Annotated in this window: 3 protein-coding genes; all 3 read left to right on the top strand. The window is 40.9% G+C overall.

From position 1 onward, the window contains the following. Positions 1 to 697 precede the first annotated feature (697 nt). The 3 genes from IQ229_RS18235 (at position 698) to IQ229_RS24900 (ending at position 3564) form a co-directional block, all read left to right on the top strand. Positions 698 to 1981, top strand: a complete 1284-nt coding sequence (locus IQ229_RS18235) for a type IV pilus twitching motility protein PilT (protein WP_194046140.1) — start codon at positions 698 to 700, stop codon at positions 1979 to 1981. A gap of 259 nt (positions 1982 to 2240) precedes the next feature. Continuing rightward, complete coding sequence (locus IQ229_RS18230; protein ID WP_194046138.1) at positions 2241 to 2999, top strand: circadian clock KaiB family protein; 759 nt, start codon at positions 2241 to 2243, stop codon at positions 2997 to 2999. Positions 3000 to 3441: 442 nt separating this feature from the next. Then, positions 3442 to 3564: a hypothetical protein gene (locus IQ229_RS24900; protein ID WP_409339943.1), complete on the top strand. Its 123-nt coding sequence runs from the start codon at positions 3442 to 3444 to the stop codon at positions 3562 to 3564. Positions 3565 to 3588 lie beyond the last annotated feature (24 nt).

The following is a 3588-nucleotide window of genomic DNA, read 5'->3' as shown; positions in this document are numbered from 1 at the left end:
TTTCAGTAATTTCTCGCTTTTCGCGAGTAAACTGAATTGTTTCAGTGAAATCCAGTATATAAAAACTAATTGGAAAAATGAGCATTTGTTTACTAAAGTTCACAGTTAGTTTTTTGTAATTATGGATATAAATTCAAGTCTATATCTATTAAAAAAAGTTGTTTACTGCATCTACCTTCAGGTATAGAACCTAAAAGGTATGAGCTTTTAACCTCGATCCCCACTATCTTGCTCCTACTCAACTTAACATTTCTTATAAAAATTAGTAGTCTTTCTCATAATTCTTAGACAGGCTGAATAAATGAACTGCCTAGTATTTGTACTGTTAATTGCTGGCAATTCATGCCCATACCTGGGATAAATTTCTCATCTAAGTCATGAGAATATTTACCTTAAAACAAAAGCATTAAAAAATACTTTTCAATCCATGTATATTTGCTGAGGTCTTTTCAGTCATTACGTGTGTTAAACCAGTTTAGATAGGTTAAATAATCTATCTAAATATTCTGAGTAGTGAAATCTTAGTAAATAAAAGATACCAACTGAGGTGGATGAAATAGATTGACCGTGGTTCTAGAGTTTCAATCGCCTTCTATCACCGCTAAGGCTTGCAGACAAGCATTCTCTAAAAGTCATCAAAGCAAGTGACTTTACTTCTCGTTAATTCAACTTTATTAACTGCCAAATGTGAAGATATATGACAGAATCACAGTCTCCATTAAATTCTAACTCTGCTGCCACACGTAATTTGCCACCAATGCCGCCACCACCACCGCCAACGCCAACCTTTAGTACGCAGCGGCAGATGACACAAACACTCGATATGTCAATGGATAGGGGCACTAATCCGCCTGTTTCAGGTCATCGTCCGGGTAGTCCACCGCCAATACCTAATTCAGTTCGCCCTCAAAACAGCAGTCCAGAAGTAACTTTAGAGAAGTTAATCAGAGAAGCTTACGATCAAGGATATTCTGACTTGCACTTGGGTGTGGGTGAACCACCCCGCTTCCGCAGCCGAGGAGAAATTCAATCAGGAGATTATCCAGAAACAGATAAAGAAACTTTTATGAGTTGGTTGCGGGAGGTGATGAGTGAGGGAGAAATTCAGCGCTTTGAAGAATCTTTAGAATTTGACGGAGCAACTCAATACGAATTTGCTCGTGTGCGGATTAATGTTTTTGGCTCCCTCAAAGGGCCTGCAATGGTGTTGCGGTTGATTCCGCTAAAAATCTTAACTATGGAACAGTTGAGATTACCTCCGGTTTTTCGAGATATTTGTCATCACCATAAAGGTTTGATTTTGGTAACAGGGCCCACTGGTTCTGGTAAGTCCACTACAATGGCAGCGATGATTGACTATATCAATAAGGAGATGGCCAAGCATATCATCACCATTGAAGACCCGATAGAATTTGTCCATCAAAGCCGCAAGTCCTTAGTCAAACAGCGGGAAGTGGGAATGCATACCCGGAAATTTGACAACGCTTTGAAAGCAGCTTTACGGGAAGACCCAGATTTGATTCTGGTGGGGGAAATGCGGGACAAGGAAACAGTTAATACCGCTCTAAAAGCTGCTCAAACTGGTCACTTAGTCATGGGAACCCTGCACACCAATAGTGCGGTCAAAACCATTGAGCGGATTCTCAACCTCTATTCTGGTGATGAACAGGATGCAATGCGGGTGGCGATTTCTGAGTCTTTAGTGGCAGTAATTGCTCAAGGTTTGTGTCGCACAACTGACGGTAAGCGGGCTGCTTTCCACGATGTGCTGATCAATACTGAGGCGATTAAAGAATGGATCAAAGACGGTAAGTATGATGAAATTGGCGAGTTGATGAAACAAGCCGGCTTTGACGGCATGATTACGATGAATCAGTCGTTGCTCAATCTCTATCAAGACGGACGCATCACTGAAGAAACTGCTTTGGAAATGTCACCAACTCCCAACGAAATGGCACAGTTTCTCCGAGGTCGAGTTTAGGATTGGGGCATTGGAATTAGGGTAGAGGTGACAGGTGACAGGTTATAGGGAATAATCTGTACCCAAACAGAAGATAAAAAGGATAAGAAGTAAATGACGGTGACAGGTGACAGGTTATAGGGAATAATCTGTACCCTGTAACCTTTACCCTATTCCCTTCTTTACTCCCCAATCCCAAATATTTTTGCAATCCTGGTTGAGGTTATAGCTAAGGTAAAAGGTAAAAGAGAGAATTTTTACTTTTAGTTCCCTAACCTCTGTGAATAACTTGACGACAAATAAACTATCTACACCCCAGCTATTTAAAGGCATTGCGCTATTTACACCTGGAGGAGATTTAATTTACTGCATCGACCCTAGCAAGCAAGGTCGATGGCATTTGCATTTGTGCTCGGCTTTGCAAGAAATCCTAGATTTACCAGAACCACCGCACTTTTTAGTGCCTTGTTATACTGCAACTATTGACAATTGGTTAGATCCGCGCACTCAACAAGTGCGAACTTTTGCTGAAGCTTATCCGGCTGTAATTAGACACCAAACTTTGCTTAATGCTGTTTTTGGCACAGGGGAATTAGTATGGCAAGCAGCTCCTTGGCAAGAGGGATTGTGCGATCGCATGGTGTTAACAACCTATCGTTCGTCATTTGGGCAGCTTTGGGAGGATCACGATTTAATTGTCCGTTTAGACCTTTCTGAACCTGTGCCAAAATATCACCAACCAGTAATAGTACAAAAAAAAGAAGCCATTACCCAAGGCTATGTTCTCCGCTTATTTGTTGCCGGACATAGCAGTTCTACTGAACGCATTCTGCAAAATTTACACGAATTGTTAGAGCGATCGCTCGGACATCCTTATACTCTGAAAGTAATTGATGTTTTAAGTCATCCAGAACAAGCAGAACTCAATCAAGTCTCTGCAACTCCTACCCTTGTCAAGGTTTGGCCTCATCCAATTCGGCGAATCGTTGGAGAGTTGGATCGTGTAGAAAAGATTTTACAGATGTTAGCTGCTAAGTAAAACTTTTAAATAATCATACTAGTTTTTTTGCTAAGTGCGCGAATGGGTAGGTGTTGGTGAAGGGGGAACTACAAGAATGGCTAGATTGTGGTAGCTGCAAGGATTTGAGACTTTAGCATCTTGAAACCATCCGCGCACCTTATATAAACTGACTTTCAGCTATTTACAGTTATCACAATTGCCAGTCCTTATGTTATGATTTTCGCATTCGCGCTATTGAACCTTGAAAACCAAATAACACATAGCTTTCAAAAGCTTGCGATCGCAATCCACTAAAATCCCTATTAGGGATTGAAACGAGAGGAAATATTCACCATTGCTAAGGACATGATTGATCGCAATCCACTAAAATCCCTATTAGGGATTGAAACATCTCTTCAGCGATCGCTGCCTCAATTTCGTCTCATCGCAATCCACTAAAATCCCTATTAGGGATTGAAACATGAGTAATTTAAAAAGTGGATGGGCAGCGATCGCACATCGCAATCCACTAAAATCCCTATTAGGGATTGAAACCATCCTGGAATTCCAGATGCGATCGCAATCCTTGATCGCAATCAACTAAAATCCCTATTAGAGATTGAAACAA

Origin of the sequence: Nostoc cf. edaphicum LEGE 07299 (assembly GCF_015207245.1) — a bacterium.
Taxonomy (GTDB): Bacteria; Cyanobacteriota; Cyanobacteriia; order Cyanobacteriales; family Nostocaceae; genus Nostoc; species Nostoc edaphicum_B.
This window is presented reverse-complemented; position numbering and strand designations above follow the sequence as displayed.

Coding starts and splice junctions, on each gene's coding strand:
- IQ229_RS18235 (WP_194046140.1), top strand. CDS start 698: ATGACAGAATCACAGTCTCCATTAAATTCTAACTCTGCTGCCACACGT.
- IQ229_RS24900 (WP_409339943.1), top strand. CDS start 3,442: ATGAGTAATTTAAAAAGTGGATGGGCAGCGATCGCACATCGCAATCCA.